The organism is Acinetobacter sp. BEC1-S18-ESBL-01 (genome assembly GCF_014169935.1).
GTDB lineage: Bacteria > Pseudomonadota > Gammaproteobacteria > Pseudomonadales > Moraxellaceae > Acinetobacter > Acinetobacter pittii.
Genome location: NZ_AP022302.1, coordinates 2,434,618 through 2,450,833 on the forward strand (window position 1 = coordinate 2,434,618; position 16,216 = coordinate 2,450,833).

A 16,216-nucleotide genomic window follows, 5' to 3' on the forward strand; every position below is an offset into this window, starting at 1 on the left:
ACTGGTATGGCTTTTGCTTAATATAATAATAGTTAGGAATAAATATCATGAGACTTGACATGTTACATCTCAATCCAGCTCATCTTGTCGATTCAAATATGTGTAATCAAGGTGTATTGTCTGCAGCCGCCTCTGGATTAAGCGAGTTTATTCATCAAAAAGGTGCAGATGTTGATCGTGTTTTAGGAATTAGTGGTATTAATCCTGAACTTCTAATCAGCCCAACTTTGAGCTTACAACTACCCAATTATTGCAAGGTGCTAGAACAGGCAGCATTGGTTTCAGGTTGTGATAATTTTGGTCTGCATTATGGTCAACAGTTTCAACCCAAATCATTAGGGCTGATTGGGTACATCGGTCTTTGTTCAAACACATTAGAGTCTGCACTCATGAACATGACCAATAACTTTTATTTGCATCAGAAAGATACCCTCAATCGGATGGTCGATTTAGGAGATAGCTGGCGCATAGATTATCAAGTTCAACACGGCGCGATTTTAACTCGTCGCCAAGATGCAGAACTGACTATGGGCATGTTTATGAATGTGATCCGTGAAGTGATGGGCCCTCATTATTCTCCACGCGCGATTCACTTTGAGCATACTCGACCTGAATTCTGGCAAGAACATAGCAAATTATTTAACGCGCCTGTTTATTTTGATCAGCCTTTTAACTCCATCATCATTTCAAAAAAAGACGTCCAGCATAATATGCCGGGCCGCGATTCTATTTTGTTAACAGTGATTCTAGATACGTTGCACCTACTCAATCGCGCTTCACCAAGTCAATGTCTTGCTGATCAGGTACGCTCTCATATCCAACTTGAACTCAGTGAAGGTGAACCAAACCTTGAAAAAATCGCTCATGATATTGGTTTAACGAGTTGCACTCTTACCCGCCGTCTAAAAAATGAAGGACTGACCTTTACCCATTTAGTCGATCAGGTTCGTTGTGAGTTGGCCGAACATTATATTAAACAGAAAAATATTCCAATTTCAGAAATGGCATTCCTGCTAGGTTACTCAGAAGTAAGTGCTTTATCTCGTGCATTTAAACGCTGGTTTGGTGTTACACCACGTCAATTAAGACACTAAAACATTCCAAATACAGGCCTTGAATAAAGGCCTTTTTATTATTTAAGTAAGTCGAGATAACGTCTAAAGACACATAAGATAATTGAACAACAAAATACCCCTCAAATTAGATTTAACATCCAACTTGAAGGGTATTATTTATATTTAGAGTGACTTACTTTAATTTTGTTAAGGCTTGATCCAAAGCACCGACTAACCAATCGATATCTTTTGTTTGGAAAGCCAAAGGTGGGCGCAGTTTTAATACGTTGCCATAAGGACCTGCAACTGAGGTTAAAACTCGATGAGTATTTCTGAGTTCTTCAATAAGGTTCAGAGCCAATGCTTTATTCGGCTCTTTTGTGGCTCTATCTTTAACTAGTTCAAACCCTATAAATAGACCAGCACCACGGACATCGCCCACCATCTCATGTTTATCCATAAGTTTAGTGAGTTCTTTTAGAAGTAGCCCTCCCACATATTTACTATGGGTTTGCAATTCTTCTTCTTGAATCACTTTAAGTACAGCCTGTGCCGCCGCCATAGAAACCGGATTACCACCAAAGGTATTAAAATATGGAATTTTATCGCTAAAAGCAGCAAGGACTTCACTCTTGGCTAAAAGTCCTGACACAGGGACACCGTTACCCATTGGTTTACCTGTGGTAATTACATCAGGTACAACATTGTGGCGGCCAAAGCCCCAGAAAGAATCGCCAGTGCGCGCGAAACCCGGTTGTACTTCATCAGCAATAAATATCCCACCATTGGCATGCACGACATCAACCGCTTTTTGTAAGAACCCAACAGGATTAGGCATTACACCGTCAGAAGAAAATATTGAGTCCGCTAAAAAACCTGCAAACTTAATACCTTTTGCGTTCATATCGTCAATTTGCTGTTGAATTTGCTGCGCGAACCATGTGCCCAAATCATCAGTTTGAATTCGATAATAATCAGGTGCTGGAACTAGACGAGTTGTAGCATCTAAAGGTTGCTCAGTTCCCAGTGCTGGAGAGCATCCTGAGGTTAAGCTACTGGTTCCATGATACGACTCTTGAGACACAATAATTCCTGTACCGCCACTATATTCACGGGCAATACGAATCGCTAAATCATTCGCTTCCGAACCTGTACACATATACATGGCACGGTCAATTTCATCGGGAGTGGTTTGTAAGAGTTCTTCGGTATAATCCAAAATATTTTCATGTAAATAACGGGTATGGGTATTGAGCATTTTCATTTGCTCATTTACCGCTTCAATGACCGCAGGATGACAATGACCAATGCTAGCAACATTGTTGTAAACATCAAGATATTGATGACCTGCTGCATCCCATAAATATTGCCCCTGTCCTTTCACCAGATGCACGGGATTACGATAAAACAAGCGATAGGATTCACCTAAAATTTTATTTCTTTTATCGGTCAGTTTGCGGGTAGCATGGTCCAGCTCAGCAGCATGTTCTGGACGAAAGCTATTGGTATCCATAATGGTTGAACGCGTACCCATGAATGACTCCTCTATTTATATTCAGCATACTTTTGCACAAGACGATAACTGACGTAGGCAACTCATACGCTGATTCGAAATATTTCAGTATTTGATTGAAGTTACGCAAACCATATTGCTTAAGTATCTTGAAAAAAACTTGACCTCAGACCACTTAAGCCACAATTTGAAGTCAACTTATTGGTCTTATACTTCAGAGCTTCACTACTCTTTTTTTCAATAACTCAAATTTGTTACCATTACACATCTGGAGTGACTCCAATTCGCTTTATACTATGGATGCCAATTTTCAAAGTTCATCCAGTTGTGTTCTTTTCTTGAATGACATTCATTTTTAAAAGACTTGAAATTGGTTAGATGACCAAACGTAAAATATTACTGATTTTTTAAGGGTTTAATACGCATGAATAGCGCTGAAATCATGGCTGACTTATCTTCTCACACACCTATGATGCAGCAATATCTCAAAGTTAAAACGGACTATCAACATGCGTTGCTGTTCTACCGTATGGGTGACTTTTATGAACTCTTCTTTGAAGATGCTCATTTAGCAGCCAAACTTTTAGGCATTACCTTAACCCATCGTGGCAAAGCCAGTGGCCGACCTATTCCAATGGCGGGCGTTCCCTATCACTCAGCCGAAGGTTATCTTGCTCGCCTTGTTAAAGCTGGGCGTACAGTAGCCATTTGCGAACAAGTTGGAGAAGTGACAGGTAAAGGCCCTGTTGAACGTAAAGTTGTTCGTATTCTGACCCCTGGTACATTAACTGATGATGCATTACTCAGCAGTTATCAATCATCTAATCTCGTTTCATTGTGCATTCATCAAAACCAGATCGGTTTTGCTTTACTTGACTTGAGTGCAGGCATTTTTAAAGTTCAACAACAAGATTACAAGCCAGAACAATTGCCTATTGAACTTGCACGTTTAATGCCAAGTGAAATTTTGATTGATGAAGACTTGGTCGATACCAATATTATCGAACAAATTAAAAAGCATTTAGATTGCCCTGTTACTAAACGTCCAAATGTAGACTTCAACCTAAATAATGCACAAAAAACCTTATGTGATCAGTTTACGGTATCAACACTTTCAGGTTTTGGTTTAGACCCATTACCTTTAGCCAAAGCTGCTGCCGCTGCACTTATTCACTATGCAAAAGAAACCCAAAAAACTGCATTACCGCATATTCGCTCAATCCAACTTGAACAAAGTACCGACTTTATTGCACTCGACCCAATCACGCGCCGCAACTTAGAAATTATTGAACCATTATTTGAACACGGAACATCATTATTTCAACTGGTAAATGATTGCCAAACTGCAATGGGTGGTCGTCTATTAAGCCGCACACTCATGCAACCTGTGCGTGATACTGCATTGCTTGACGCTCGTTTAGATGGGATTGAGCAACTCATTCAGGGATATCACGAAAACCCAGTTCGTTTAGTGCTTAAAGAAATTGGTGATATTGAACGTGTGCTTAGCCGCGTTGCGCTAGGCAGTGCGCGACCACGTGATTTAGTGCAACTTCGTCATGCATGCGCACAAATTCCAGCTTTAAGAACGGCGTTAACTCCAGTCATTCAAGCGAAGAAATCTAAATTATTAGTTCAACTAGATGAAGAACTTGGAGACTTCAAAGCGCTTCATCAACATTTAATGGCAGCAATCGTTGAAAACCCACCTGTATTACTTCGTGATGGCAATGTAATTGCAGAAGGATATGATGCTGAGCTTGATGAATTACGCCAAATTCGTGATCATGCAGGTCAATTCTTAATTGATCTAGAAATTAAAGAGCGTGAACGTACAGGCATTAATACCCTTAAAATCGGTTATAACCGTGTAAGCGGTTACTACATTGAACTAACTCGTGCTCAAGCAGAACAAGCGCCAGCCGACTATATCCGTCGTCAAACTTTAAAGAATGCTGAACGCTACATTACCCCTGAGCTTAAGAGTTTTGAAGATAAAGTCCTGTCGAGTGAGTCACGTGCACTCTCTCGTGAAAAAGCATTATTCGAAGCTTTGCTTGAAAACCTTCGCGAAAATATCGCTCATCTACAAATGATGAGTTCAGCAATTGCTCAAATTGATGTGGTGGCAAACTTTGCTCATCAAGCACGTTTAAACAATTGGGCGCGCCCTGAATTTACTCCAGAAACGGGCATTAAAATTCAGGCTGGTCGTCATCCTGTCGTTGAAGCATTAAATAAAGCACCATTTACCCCAAATGATACTTTCCTTGATGCTCAACACCGCATGGCAATTATTACTGGTCCAAACATGGGCGGTAAATCAACCTTCATGCGCCAAACGGCATTAATCAGTTTACTTGCTTATTGCGGTAGCTATGTTCCGGCTAAAGCGGTCAAACTTGGCCCAATTGACCGAATTTTTACCCGTATTGGTTCAGCCGATGATTTATCTACAGGCAAATCTACCTTTATGGTCGAGATGACTGAAACTTCGCAAATTCTGCACCATGCTACAAATCAGTCGTTGGTATTAATGGATGAGGTTGGCCGCGGAACCAGTACCTATGACGGTTTATCTTTAGCATGGGCATGTGTGGTCGATTTAACCAAGCGCGTAAAATGTTTATGTTTATTCGCGACTCATTATTTTGAGTTGACCGAACTTGGTAGTGAAGCAGGAATCGATAATTATCATGTCACGGCGCAAGAGCTTAACGGTAACTTGATTTTATTGCATAAAGTTCAACAAGGCCCTGCAAGCCAAAGTCATGGTTTACAGGTCGCAAAATTAGCGGGGATTCCTGCCAATGTTATTAAAGAAGCGCAGAAGCGTTTACGCATTTTAGAAAAACAGCAGCAACAACATCTACAAACCAGTTTTCAAAATGATTTGTTTGCTCCACCAGATGCAAACTCTGGTTCACAAATCATAGAGAAAGTTGTCGAGATCGAAGTTTCATCCCCTGCTCTAGATTTACTTAAACAAATTGAAGTCGATAACTTATCGCCCCGTCAAGCACTTGAACAACTCTACGAGTTAAAAGCCGCACTCAAATCTTAATAAAGCACGTTCGAATAAGCAGGCTTAGGTCTGCTTATTCATATTGGAGAATAATATTTATATGATCTTAAGATCTTTACAAAGTTCAGAAATTGATCTTATTTGGCAGCACATTAGCCGCCGTGAATTAATCACTCAAAACTACATACAAAAACAGCAAAAGCTAGAATTGGTTGATTGTTTTTTTGATGTACAAAATTGGGATTCATACCATCTAGAAAATGACCCACCTAAACTCAAACAACTCTTTGCACAAGGTTCAATATTTGTCGGTGCATTTGATGCTTCTGAAAAACTCGTTGGTGTAAGCGTAGTCTCAAATCAACTTATAGCGGATTACCCCCAAGCGAAATTACTCCACTATTTCTATGTGGATGCTGACCAACAAGGTCAAGGCATTGGTGCTAAGCTTATGCAAGCCGCAAAAGAGTCCGCCAAGCAACTCGGTGCAGACCAACTGTATATTTCAGCAACCCCAAGTCGACGCACTGTAGACTTCTATATGAAGCATGGCGCGCAACCGCTAAGTGCTCCAGATCAACAACTTTGGCAGCTCGAACCTGAAGATATTCATTTACTATGTAAGCTTTAGCTCTAAAAATTTAAGGTTTTCTAAGCAAAAAAGCCGTAAATCAAAATTTGTAAAACAAAAAATGAAAAGTTAAGGTATTTATTAAAATAGATGCCTTGACTTAAATGACATCTAAATAATTAAATAAAATATTTTTTAAGTTATTGTTTTATAAAATATATTATTATTTTAATTTTATAGATTACACTCTGCTGGGTTTACAAGATATGTTTGATTATCAACGTATTAACTTATCTTCATATGCATGAATAAAGAATATCAATAAAAGCAATTGTTTGTTTACCCCTTTTTTGCCTAAAATAAGCTATTCGAAATGAAACCATATTTTTTAGGTAGCTGTCGCCATGACCTTTGTTGTCACTGAAAATTGTATTAAATGTAAATACCAAGATTGCGTAGAAGTTTGTCCTGTAGACTGTTTTTACGAAGGTCCGAATTTCCTAGTGATTAATCCGGATGAATGTATTGACTGTGCATTATGTGAACCAGAGTGCCCGGCAAATGCAATTTTCTCTGAAGATGAGTTACCTGAAGGCCAAGAAGTATTTATTGAATTAAATGCTGAACTTTCTCAAAAATGGCCTAACATTACTCAAATTGGCGATCAACCAGCTGACCGTGAAGAATGGAACGGCAAACCTGATAAATTACAATATCTTGAAAAGTAATTTCAAAAAAGATCAGCAACCGCTGATCTTTTTTTATACCCTATTCAAACATTTCATTGCAAATTCCTCGTAATTTGTGCACTGTTTTGCATTAAAATACCCGCAATATTTATAAGTGCTTAATTTTTCTTATGCGGAAGTTTTTGCAGAGTATGGTGCCCTTATGCATAATCCCAGCGGTTATGGTAGGTTGTGTCAGCTCTCCCCAACACACAACAACAGGCAAAACCTCTCCAAGTGGTAAACGAATCTTTATTCCACAAGAGCGCGTTATTATCGAGCGCCCAATTCCCCCTAAAGTTGAGCCTGTATCTTATCGAAGTTGGTTAAGTTCTGGTGAAAATTACCAACGTGTTCGTGAATACGAAAAATTCTTAACCCGAAATAATGTTGCAGGTATTGTGCCAAGCTTTGAGTTATTACGCTCAGCACGTGATTGGCAAAAATGTGGACGCTCAGAATATGCCGTTCCTAATCGTGAACTTTGGGGAAATTCTTTATCTACCCTACGCGTATTTAAATATTTAGTTGCAGCAAAAGTTCTAACTGACTTTGAAGTGACCTCGGTTTACCGAGACTTACCTTTAAATGAATGTGCAGGCGGCGCAAGCTCATCTAAACATTTATTTAACTCGGCAATCGATTTCCGTATTGGTCCTGAGTTCCCACAAGCTCAAGATTATGCATTTATCGAAAATACCAAGTTTAAACTTTGTCAGTTCTGGGCTCAGCATGGTCAAAGCTTAAATATGGGTATTGGTCTATATAGTTCAGGTCAAATTCATATCGATACTCAAGGCTATCGTACTTGGGGACCTGACCTCACCCGAAACAGTTCGATGTGTAATTTCTAATAAAAAACTCCTTTCAACTGAAAGGAGTTTTTTTATTGTTCATTTCCCAATCAACCAAAATTTCTTGAACCGAAGATTTTTGCACTCTAGGCATAAACGTTTAAAATAGCCCGATCAACATATAGGTAAATTTGATTATGCAGCAGATGTGGACAGACATTGACCAATATATCGATTCACATTTAATTCCCGAAGACCCGCGACTCGAATATGCATTAAAGAATACCGACGAACACGGCTTTTCAAATCATCTTGCAGTGGCTCCTAACCAAGGTATGTTCTTGCAGATGCTTATTCAAATGAATAAATGCAAACGAGTTTTAGAAATCGGAACCTTTGCTGCATATAGTACCATCTGGTTAGGCCGTGCCTTACCTGAAGATGGTTATTTACTCACCATAGAAGGCCGTGCTACTCATGCCGAAATGGCGCAGAAAAATATCGATCATGCCAATCTTCCTGTAAAAGTTGATCTTCGAGCTGGCCGTGCTGCAGATATCCTTTCTGCGATTGATCCGCAATCTATCGAGCCTTTTGATTTTATTTTCATTGATGCAGATAAACAGGGTTATCCTGAATATTTAGAATTGAGTCTGAAATTCTCAAGATCAGGTACGATTATCGTACTCGACAATGTAATTCGTGCAGGTGATATTTTAAATCCTGACAATAAAAAACCGAGTATTGAAGGCATCCGTGAAATGTTTAAAGCTTTAGAAAATCATCCGCAAATCTTGTCTTGTACAGCTCTGCAAACAGTTGGCTCAAAAGGTCATGATGGCTTCGCAATTGCAATTGTGAAATAATGGTTAAAAAATCATCTTTTTTATTTTGTTATTTATAATCAATTAATTACTTTTATTAATGTTGCTTTTCCATATAGTTATCCACAAGATTTGCGGATAACTATATGCAAATCTCATCATTTAGCCACAAGTAATGGCACAGTCGCGTTTCGGAATATGGTTGTCGCAATACTTCCCAAGAAAAATTGATGAATTTTGCTATGACTAAATGCCCCTAACACAATGATTTGAATACCGTGTTCTTGTTGGTACTCTAAAATATTTTGTGCAACATCGCCATAACGGTAAACGGTGACTACCTCTAGGCCCGCTTGTTTAAGATAATGTTCTGGTTCATTTAATATTTCTGGATGATCCCCTACATACACCAAATGACATTGCAGTGTTCGCAATAAGTCACTTTGGGCAATACGGCGCATCATTTTTTGACAAGTTGGCGAATATTCATAAGCAAAGATAAATCGTGTTGGTACTTTAAAGTTTTCACCAATGGTCAAAACAGTACAGTTCGCACCACGAATGAAGTTTTCAACATTGCTACCGATTGGTTTATGTTTCTCGGCCGCTCTTTCCCCGACTCGACCTAAAATAACGATGTCATTTTCATGTAAGAGATTAAAACTTTGTTCTAAAAAATCACCTTTTTCTTGAATTTTTGAACTGGTAATTCCGTGTTTTTCTTGAATAAGATCAGAAATATGGCGGAGTAAATTATTACTATAATCTAACGCGAGTTCACTTTGTTTTTGCTCTAGCTCAGCTAACTCTTTTAGCAGCATTGCATTGCTTTCAAAGCCGATTACCCCACTAATTTCACCAAGATGGTAACTGGCTGGGTAATAGTCCAGAATTTGTAATAATACAAGTTCCCGTCCGGTTGCTTTAGCAACCCATGCTGCTGCATCAGCAATAGCATTAATACACGGTGATGAGTCAATACACGCAATAACACGGTTCATGTTAGCCTCTCTTCTTCAGGTCTATTGCCTTGGAGATTATTATTAAAACTTAGCTTTAACTTAACATAGATAAAAATTGGTATGTTAAGGTTTATGTATAAAAATCAACTTTTTTGTTTAAAGATCAAACATTTTATTACATTCTTGAGACTGCATTATTCTCTTAAACGAATAAATTTTGCGGGATTTCCGCCAACAATATGGTACGGCTCAACATCTTTAGTCACCATACTATTCATCCCGACCACAGCATGTTTACCGATTTTTATACCGTCTTTGATCCCCACATGTGCACCCAACCAAACGTCTTGCTCAATTTCAATTCCTTTGGACGTAACTGGCTGCTGGTAAAGTGGACGGTCGAGTTGCATCCCATGATCAAATGCATATAAATGGCAATACGCGGCAATACGGACTTGATCATGCAACTTTATGCCCGCTCGCCCTCCATCTAAAATACAATGATGGTTAATCGCGACTTCATTGCCGATTTCCAGCGGTCCATGCAATGTGCAATCAGCCGCAATAAAACTATTATCCCCAATAATAATTTTGCGGCCTGGTTCAGCAAAAATATGTGCTAGCGGCGAAATAAAACAATTCTCACCAATCTCGACAGTTTCCATATCCATTAAATAAGCTTGATATTCTTTTTGCCACTCTTCAGCCCAAGCACGGTTTTTAGATTTTAAAGTCCAATATAACCATGGCATATAGTTTAAGCGGTGCTTATGTTGCTCACGATATTTCAGTAAGGAATCAGTCATCAGTTAATTCCTCTTCAATTTTTAATTCTTCACGACCACGTGTTACGTCTCTGAGTTTTAAGGCGAGCGGTTCAATTTGATGTATCTGTAGTCTCGCTTCGATATCTACACCTGTTGCCGTGTAGGTTTCCTGATATTCAATCTGTTGTTGAGTCAATTCATATTGAAATATCGCCCACTCATTAAAATGACAAGAAAAGTGAATCGTCTTCTTTGCAATCAATTCAATACGTTCAGCTAACAGTAAACATTGTCCAGCACAGCCACCGTATGCTCTAACAAGGCCACCCGTTCCCAGTTTTATACCGCCATACCAACGGTTAACCATTACAATAATATTCGTCAGGTCATTCCCTTCAATGGTCGCCAAGATTGGACGGCCTGCTGTTCCTGACGGTTCACCATCATCGTTAAAGCGTACGTTATGCCCAATTTTCCAAGCCCAACATTGGTGAGTGGTCGAGATATCCTTGTTCTGTTCTAAAAATTCTTTAACCTGCTGTTCATTTTCTATTGGCGCAGCAATCGCCTGAAATCTACTTTTTTTAATTTCTTCTTCAAATGTAATCTGTGATGCAATCGTAAAAGCCATAAATAAGATAAAGCACAATAAAAATCAAATTATAACGTGAATTTAATAGAATCAAACCTATAAAAAAAGCCCCGAATCTCGGGGCTTTTTTATTATCTTTCTCGTAACGCTTCTTTGGCTTTATTAAATGGTTTAAGTAAGTAATCAAGTACTGTTTTTTGACCAGTACGAATATCTACTGTTGCCACCATACCCGGTGTAATACCAAACGCTTTACCTTCTTTATTGTAAAGCTTGTCAGAATCAGTGCGGATATAAACACGATAATAGAATTGGTCCTGTTTCACTTCATCACGAATGGTGTCTGGTGAAATAACCGTAACCTTCCCTTTTAAACCACCATAAATTGAATAGTCATAGGCCGTGATCTTAACCAGTGCTTCTTGTCCCGGACGAATAAAGGCAATGTCGCGCGGCAAAATACGCGCTTCAATAAGCAATTGCTCATCAATCGGTACAATCGTCATCAGTTTACCGTTTTGTGGAACAACACCACCACGAGTAGTGACTGCAATTTCTTTGACAACACCACGTACCGGTGCTCTGAACACTGCACGGTCTAAACTGTCACTACGACCCAGTACAATTTGTTGCTGCGTTTCGCTATCCGTATTCGCTTTAGATAACTCTTCACGCGCTTTCACATAGTACTGGTTCTGCGCATCATTCATTTTGTTTTGCAAATCATTTGCTTCACGACGTAAACGTAAAACCTCAACCTCACTTGCTGCACCTTTAGCAACCAGCGGTTCTGTCATCGCCAGTTCTTGTTGCACAAGTTGCAACGCCTGTCTTAAACCTGCAAGGGTTTGTTCAAGATCAGCACGACGCGAGCGATATAATGCAGTTTCTTCTTGTACTAACTTTGGTTCTTTCATCACAATTTCAGGAAAAACCAAAGGTGTACCGTTTACTTCCGCACGCAAACGCGCTGCTGTCGCCTGAGCAGAGATTAGTAAAGATCTTGATTCACCAACATTTGATGCAAAACGGGTTGGATCAAGCTGCGCAAGAATTTCGCCCTTTTGAACAATGTCACCTTCTTGTACATTCAGCTTAGTTAAGATACCGCCCTCTAAAGACTGAATAACCTGCTCTTTAGATGATGGGATGACTTTACCCGTACCGGTAGAAACTTCTTCAAGTTTAAATATCCACGCCCAGATAAAGAAAATAACCAAGCCAATGCCCACAATCCAGATCACTAGACTGGCACGGAACCCCTGAATTGAAATATTATTTAAGTCATAAGCTTGGCGGGAACGTCCTGTTGCCGAAATGTACTGAACAATACTGCTGTAGATGTCATAACGTGCAGTTTCAAGTTCTGAATTGGCACTATGAATCGCTTGTTCAGCATTCAATAAGTCAACCAATGAACGGGTACCGAGTTTGTACTGCTCTTGATAAAGTTCGCGTGTACGAACTGTCGTCGCTTGGCGGTTGGCTAAAACCTGCATTTGACGTTGTTTATTTTCAATTTGTTCACGGCTGGTTCTGATCTGATCGAGCACATCCAGATACACAGAATTCACTTTAGATTTAGCGGCTTCTTCTGCATAACTTGCCATTTTTACTTGGGAAGAAACTGCCCCACCTTGATAAAACTGACTGGTGGCTTCAAGCATGATGGAACTATATAAACCGTCATCTTCATCATTGTTTGGGTTTTTTCCATTAATGGCCTGACTGACCGAGCCTTTCACTGCCAAAGTTGGATAACGTGTTAAACGGGTCTGTTCCTTTTGGGCTTTAGCCACTTCAATGCCCGCTTGTGCTGCGATCATTTTTGGAATGGTATTAAACTCAGGTTCACCATATAGATCAGATACTTTCACCAAATCATCTGAAATAATCCAACCTGTACGTGAAACATCACCACCCAACAATGTCCTTAAATGTTGTTGGTACTGACGTAATAAAGATTGCTGTGCAATCAAGCCGGACTGCGCAGCTTGTAAATAAGATTGAGCTTGGATCGGGTCAGCCTGACTACTAATACCAGCATTTGCACGTAAATTAGCGATTTCCTGAATTCGCTGAATACCTGCAATTTGCTGCTCGGCAATTTTATTTAATTGGAGATAACGCTGAATATTGATAATCGACTGAGCCACATCAAGTGCAATATCGTCAATGCTGACCAACACATTCGCCTGTTCGACTTGAAGTTTGGCTTTCTCAACCGATACACCTGATTTGACTTTACCAAAATCATAAAGCATTTGAGTTGCGTTTAAAGTCAATAACTGCCGACCACGCTCACCACTGCTCAAGTCACCCGTGGTAATACCACCTGAAATTTGAGGATAGTAACCTGCCTTTGCAACATCAATACCGGCGTTTTGGCCAGCTAAAGTTGAAATGGCTTGGGAAATATCAGGGTTACGCTGGATGGCGATTTTCACCGCTTCCTGCAGAGTCATTTTCCTTGATGGCAAATTTGAATAAGATGAAGCTGCTCTATCATTGAGTTGAACAGTCGGAAACTCCTGCACTCTTGAACGATCTAGCCTAAAATTACTCAACTCTTGCATCTTAGCGACTTTAAATTCATCACTACTTTTAGGGGCAAAAAGTTGTGATAAGTTGTCTTTTAATGTGTGATATTGCTCACTTGGTTTAGCGGCATATATCACCATAGGTACATGCAGTGAAGTTAAAAGCATCAACCCTTTCAGGAAAGCTGGCTTTTTACATGTCCTTTTTACTCTTCTCTGGTTATATCCAATCATGCTTGTCTTGTTGATCTTGTTTGTTATCGTTTAAAAGCTTTTACATTCTACATATTTTTTTGCATAAAGAAGCATAAATGCAGGAATAATTCACACATTACTTTTTCATCAACTAAATATTCTAATTTATTGTTTTTAAAAAATAAATATAAAAAAACTAAAAAGAGGCACTGACCTCTTTTTAGCCAAATAGATTAACTTTTTTATTTAAACTGTAAAATCGTCACCTAAGTAGACTTTACGTACCTGTTCATTATCCAGAATTTCTTGTGGAGTTCCCTCCGCAATTACCGCGCCTTCACTCACAATATATGCACGTTCACAGATTGCCAAAGTTTCACGTACGTTATGGTCAGTGATAAGCACACCAATACCGCGATCTTTTAAGGTTTGGATAATATCTTTAATATCACCCACCGAAATTGGATCGACACCGGCAAACGGTTCATCAAGTAACATAAACTTAGGATCAGCAGCCAATGCACGTGCAATTTCAGCACGGCGACGCTCACCACCAGACACACTCATTCCTAATGAATCTTTAATATGACTGATTTTAAAGTCATTCAACAATTCAGTAAGACGTTGTTGGCGCTGCTGCTTATTTAAGTCTTTGCGTGTTTCTAAAATAGACATAATATTTTCAGCAATTGTCAGCTTTCTAAAAATAGAAGCTTCTTGCGGAAGATATCCGATTCCTTTACGTGCCCGTTCATGCATTGCTAAATCAGACATATCAAGATCATCAAGGTGAATTTCACCTTTGTCCATACGCACTAGCCCAACAACCATATAGAAGCTTGTTGTTTTTCCTGCACCGTTAGGGCCAAGCAAACCAACAATCTGTCCACTTTGCATACTAAAAGATACGTCTTTGACGACCCAACGTTTACTATAGTTTTTTGCTAAGTGCTTAATACACAAAGTTTGGGGTTGAAGAGCTTGTTGCATTAGTCACGCGCTCCTGGGAAACTTTTTGAAGTTGATGGCGGAATAATAATTTGAACACGATTTGACGATGAACCTTGAGCTTCAACATCGCCTTTGTTCATACTATATTTCAATGAGTTACCACGGATGCTTGAACCATCTTGATATAGATATGCACCACCAGTCAAAGTAATAATGCCTGTATCTGCATTATAAACAATGGTTTGACCCTCGCCTCGTGCAACGCCCTTGTCAGCACTAATTTGCTGTTGGAATTTAGACGGTCTACCTTTGGCAGTAATCGTTTGAATTTCACGTTTAGAGTTTAGCGTAGCAACAATTGAGTCAGCCTGAAGCTTCATCGTACCTTGCTCAATCACGACATTACCCGTATAAGTCGTTAAACCCGTTTTCTCATTATAAGTTGCACGGTCTGCCACTAACGAAATTTGTTGATTACGGTCAGACGGTAACGCAAAAGTCGAAGCAGATGATAAAGCAACGAATGTAATTACCGCAGCTTGTTTTAGGAAAGCTGAAGAACGTTTTAAATTAAGACTTTGGTGCATACTTTCCTCGAATATTAAAAAATTCGTACTGACCATTATTCAAATTAGCTTTTAACCCTTTGCTGACAAACTCGGCTTGCGGAGATTGAACAACCACTTGGTGATCTGTTTCAATTTCTCTGGTTTTTGGATATCCAGTTAACTCATCAGTTTGGAATTCAATCTTCCCTTGTGGTGCCAGTTTAGTTGCGACCACATCACCCGATAAAATAACTTTACGGTTATCATCGTAGCCATTTGCCTGTTTTGCAAAGAACGTCGCATCAACTTTGCCATCTTTATACATCGAGGCATTAAGTTGATCCAACTTTGATGTTTTTTGTTGCATATCCTGTTCAAGCTGACGAACTTCAGCACGAATATACAAATTGCCTTGATCATCAGTTTGAGTCAAATGGACGCCCTGCGCTGAATATGTCATATTCTTCGCAGAACCAATGTCTAGTTTTTTTGCCTTGCCACTATAGTAGTAGTAACCACCACTTATAGCAGCAACCACTACAGCAACAATTGATAAAACTCTGGTATCCATGAGCAGGAATAGCCTACCTTTTTAAGTAATCTTATTATTAATGCGGTACTGCAAGATATTTTTCAAGAAGTTCTTGGTAAATGCCTTTTGCGATCAGCAACATATCACAGACTTCACGAACAGCACCACGCCCACCCATCGATTGCGTAACCAAATGCGCACGGCGACGCACTTCTTCGTGACCATTTGGCACAGTAACACTCATACCTGCGATTGCAAAAGCAGATAAATCAGGCCAATCATCGCCCATATACAAGCAATCAGACGGCAAAATATTAAACTGCGCACATGCTTCACGAAGTGCTGAGCCTTTGTCTTCACGGCCTTGAAAAACGAGGTCTACGCCTAAATCAGACATACGTTTTTCAACAATATTACTTTTTCTGCCTGTAATAATGATAACTTTCATGCCTGCTTGCTGTGCAAGCTTCATTCCTAAACCATCACGAATATCGAATGATTTAATTTCATCGCCGCTATTGGTTAAGGTTACGAAGCCATCACTCAAAATACCATCAACATCCAGAACCAATGCCTGTAAATGACGTGCTTGTTCTAACAATGCATAAGATGCCATTGA

Annotated in this window: 14 protein-coding genes and 2 pseudogenes; 6 read left to right on the forward strand and 10 right to left on the reverse strand. The window is 39.5% G+C overall.

Annotated features, from left to right (window positions below; translation table 11 throughout):
* Positions 1-59: 59 nt before the first annotated feature.
* The gene (locus H7R46_RS11450) at positions 60-1,094 is read left to right on the forward strand and encodes an AraC family transcriptional regulator (RefSeq protein WP_031945306.1); all 1,035 of its coding nucleotides are present in this window, start codon (positions 60-62) and stop codon (positions 1,092-1,094) included.
* 154 nt (positions 1,095-1,248) lie between these two features.
* Here H7R46_RS11450 and H7R46_RS11455 read toward each other — a convergent pair whose 3' ends face one another.
* Positions 1,249-2,589 carry an aspartate aminotransferase family protein gene (locus H7R46_RS11455; protein WP_005070159.1) on the reverse strand — a complete coding sequence of 447 codons (1,341 nt, stop codon included), beginning with the start codon at positions 2,587-2,589 and terminating at the stop codon, positions 1,249-1,251.
* A 403-nt stretch (positions 2,590-2,992) separates the two neighbouring features.
* Here H7R46_RS11455 and mutS point away from each other — a divergent pair, with 403 nt between their 5' ends.
* The 5 genes from mutS to H7R46_RS11480 all read left to right on the forward strand — a co-directional run bounded on the left by mutS (position 2,993) and on the right by H7R46_RS11480 (position 8,552).
* Entirely contained in the window at positions 2,993-5,632 is a 2,640-nt protein-coding gene (gene mutS, locus H7R46_RS11460) for a DNA mismatch repair protein MutS (protein WP_005070161.1), read from the forward strand.
* Positions 5,633-5,693: 61 nt separating this feature from the next.
* Positions 5,694-6,224, forward strand: a complete 531-nt coding sequence (locus H7R46_RS11465; protein WP_005070162.1) for a GNAT family N-acetyltransferase — start codon at positions 5,694-5,696, stop codon at positions 6,222-6,224.
* A gap of 344 nt (positions 6,225-6,568) precedes the next feature.
* On the forward strand, positions 6,569-6,892 hold the full coding sequence (gene fdxA / locus H7R46_RS11470) for a ferredoxin FdxA (RefSeq protein ID WP_002051033.1): 324 nt from the start codon (positions 6,569-6,571) through the stop codon (positions 6,890-6,892).
* Between the two features lie 131 nt (positions 6,893-7,023).
* The gene (locus H7R46_RS11475) at positions 7,024-7,746 is read left to right on the forward strand and encodes a D-Ala-D-Ala carboxypeptidase family metallohydrolase (RefSeq protein ID WP_182924206.1); all 723 of its coding nucleotides are present in this window, start codon (positions 7,024-7,026) and stop codon (positions 7,744-7,746) included.
* A gap of 137 nt (positions 7,747-7,883) precedes the next feature.
* On the forward strand, positions 7,884-8,552 hold the full coding sequence (locus H7R46_RS11480; RefSeq protein ID WP_002115787.1) for an O-methyltransferase: 669 nt from the start codon (positions 7,884-7,886) through the stop codon (positions 8,550-8,552).
* Between the two features lie 116 nt (positions 8,553-8,668).
* On the opposite strand, the gene H7R46_RS11485 is transcribed toward H7R46_RS11480, so the two are convergent.
* The 9 genes and pseudogenes from H7R46_RS11485 to H7R46_RS11525 form a co-directional block, all read right to left on the reverse strand.
* Positions 8,669-9,511, reverse strand: coding sequence for a universal stress protein (locus H7R46_RS11485; protein ID WP_005070168.1), 843 nt, complete (start codon positions 9,509-9,511; stop codon positions 8,669-8,671).
* Between the two features lie 155 nt (positions 9,512-9,666).
* Positions 9,667-10,278 (reverse strand): chloramphenicol acetyltransferase CAT, encoded by a 612-nt coding sequence (locus H7R46_RS11490; protein WP_005070171.1) that lies wholly within the window; start codon positions 10,276-10,278, stop codon positions 9,667-9,669.
* A complete protein-coding gene (locus H7R46_RS11495; RefSeq protein WP_005070172.1) occupies positions 10,271-10,870 on the reverse strand; it encodes an IMPACT family protein in 600 nt (199 codons plus the stop codon). The genes H7R46_RS11490 and H7R46_RS11495 overlap by 8 nt, the downstream gene beginning before the upstream one ends.
* A gap of 92 nt (positions 10,871-10,962) precedes the next feature.
* Positions 10,963-12,087, reverse strand: a pseudogene (locus tag H7R46_RS11500) (HlyD family efflux transporter periplasmic adaptor subunit); the annotation flags it as partial.
* Positions 12,088-13,539 (reverse strand): annotated as a pseudogene (locus H7R46_RS19510) (TolC family protein); the annotation flags it as partial.
* Between the two features lie 273 nt (positions 13,540-13,812).
* Positions 13,813-14,556: an LPS export ABC transporter ATP-binding protein gene (lptB, locus tag H7R46_RS11510; RefSeq protein WP_002122331.1), complete on the reverse strand. Its 744-nt coding sequence runs from the start codon at positions 14,554-14,556 to the stop codon at positions 13,813-13,815.
* On the reverse strand, positions 14,556-15,104 hold the full coding sequence (gene lptA, locus H7R46_RS11515) for a lipopolysaccharide transport periplasmic protein LptA (RefSeq protein WP_002122334.1): 549 nt from the start codon (positions 15,102-15,104) through the stop codon (positions 14,556-14,558). The genes lptB and lptA overlap by 1 nt, the downstream gene beginning before the upstream one ends.
* Complete coding sequence (lptC, locus tag H7R46_RS11520; protein WP_005070181.1) at positions 15,088-15,636, reverse strand: LPS export ABC transporter periplasmic protein LptC; 549 nt, start codon at positions 15,634-15,636, stop codon at positions 15,088-15,090. Before lptC ends, lptA begins: the two co-directional genes overlap by 17 nt.
* Positions 15,637-15,673: 37 nt before the next feature.
* The gene (locus H7R46_RS11525; protein WP_002122322.1) at positions 15,674-16,213 is read right to left on the reverse strand and encodes a KdsC family phosphatase; all 540 of its coding nucleotides are present in this window, start codon (positions 16,211-16,213) and stop codon (positions 15,674-15,676) included.
* Positions 16,214-16,216 lie beyond the last annotated feature (3 nt).